Below are 1,751 nucleotides of genomic sequence, written 5' to 3'. Positions count from 1 at the left end.
CCGCGCGGGCGGCCTCGGCCGGGGCGGCAGACGCGTCGGGGGCCCCCGGGGAAGCCGCTTTGGGCGCCCGCGGGCGAGATGAATCAGGCATGTACGATAGTCCGGTTAGCCCGGCATTATAAATTTCTCTGGCGCCCCTGCCGGCGCCCCCTGGGCAAGGCACGGAAATCCGGCACTAAATTAGCCTTGATTTTCCGCCTGCGCCCCATCCCGTGGGCCATATAATTTCGCCACGCCGTCATGCGACGGCGCTATGACGCGGCAAGGCGCCGCGTTTTTACCGACTCTCAGGAATCCCTCCGCCCATCATGCCCGACCTGGAACCAGACACCGTCTCCGCCCTTGAAGCCCCGGAATTCGCACCCGCCCAATTCGTCCGATGGTTTCGAGACGTGGCGCCCTATGTGCATGCATTCCGAGGCAAGACGTTCGTGGTGGCGTTTGGCGGCGAACTGGTTCAGGCCGGCGCGCTCAATGCGTTGGTGCAGGACTTGTCGCTGCTGTCGTCGCTGGGCATCCGGCTCGTGCTGGTGCACGGGTCCCGCCCCCAGGTCAATGAACAGTTGCGCCTGAAGGGCTACACCCAGCAGTTCGACCGTGGCCTGGCCCCCACCGACGCGGCCGCGCTGGAATGCGCCAAGGAAGCCGCGGGCGAAATCCGCCTGGATATCGAAGCGGCGTTCAGCCAGGGCTTGCCCAACACGCCGATGTCGCACGCGCACATCCGCGTCATTTCCGGCAACTTCGTCACCGCCCGCCCCACCGGCGTGCTCGAAGGGGTGGACTACAAGCACACCGGCCAGGTCCGCAAGATCGACGTCGAGGCGTTGAAATTCGCCATCGAAAAAGGCTCGTCGGTGGTGCTGCTGTCGCCCCTGGGCTTCTCGCCGACGGGCGACGCGTTCAACCTGGCCATGGAAGACCTGGCCACCAGCGTCGCCGTGGCCCTGCGCGCTGAAAAACTGATCTTCCTGTCGACCTCGCAGGGCGTGCTGAACGATGACGGCACGCTGGACACCGAACTGGCGCGCGTGGATGCCGACGCGTTGCTGGCAGGCGGCGAACTCGACGAGGAAACGCACGCGTTCCTGCAATACGCCTCGCTGGCGGTCAAGCGCGGCGTGGCCCGCGCCCACCTGCTGCCCTTTGCGCTGGACGGCAGCGTGCTGCTGGAAATCTTCACCCACGACGGCGTGGGCACCATGGTGGTTGAAGACACGCTGGACGATCTGCGCGCCGCCACGATCGACGACGTGGGCGCCATCCTGAGCCTGATCGAACCGCTGGAAGCGGACGGCACGCTGGTGCCGCGCCCGCGCAGCGTGATCGAGCGCGACGTGGAGAACTTCACCGTGCTGGAGCACGACGGCGTCATCTACGGCTGCGCGGCGCTGCACACCTTTGCCGACGAGCAGATGGCTGAAATGGCCTGCCTGATCGTGCACCCGGAATGGCAGGGCTCGGGCGAAGGCGAAATCCTGCTGCGCCACATGGAATCGCGCGCGCGCGCTTCCGGCGCCAAGCGCCTGTTCGTGCTGACCACCCGCACCTCGCACTGGTTCATGAAGCGCGGTTTCGTGCAGGGCGGCATTGCCGACCTGCCGCGTGAAAAGCAGAACAACTACAACCGGTCGCGCAACAGCCTCGTTTTCATCAAGAAGCTGTAATGCAGAAGCGGTAACGCAGCAGCTGTGACGCGCCGCCTGCGGGCCGTTCCCGCCGTACCGTCCCCAGCGTCCGAAGGGGGGTGG

Annotated in this window: 1 protein-coding gene; it reads left to right on the top strand. The window is 66.0% G+C overall.

Going from position 1 to position 1,751, the window contains the following annotated elements; genetic code table 11:
* The first annotated feature begins 308 nt into the window (after positions 1-308).
* Complete coding sequence (argA, locus tag ACNPP0_RS07950) at positions 309-1,667, top strand: amino-acid N-acetyltransferase (protein ID WP_046805463.1); 1,359 nt, start codon at positions 309-311, stop codon at positions 1,665-1,667.
* Positions 1,668-1,751 lie beyond the last annotated feature (84 nt).

Source organism: Achromobacter semiaridum (assembly GCF_053543755.1).
Note: the sequence above shows the minus strand (reverse complement) of the source record. Positions and strands in the feature narration are given on the sequence as shown.

Excerpts from the sequence above, each read along its gene's own strand:
- argA (WP_046805463.1), top strand. The coding sequence starts at position 309 with ATGCCCGACCTGGAACCAGACACCGTCTCCGCCCTTGAAGCCCCGGAA.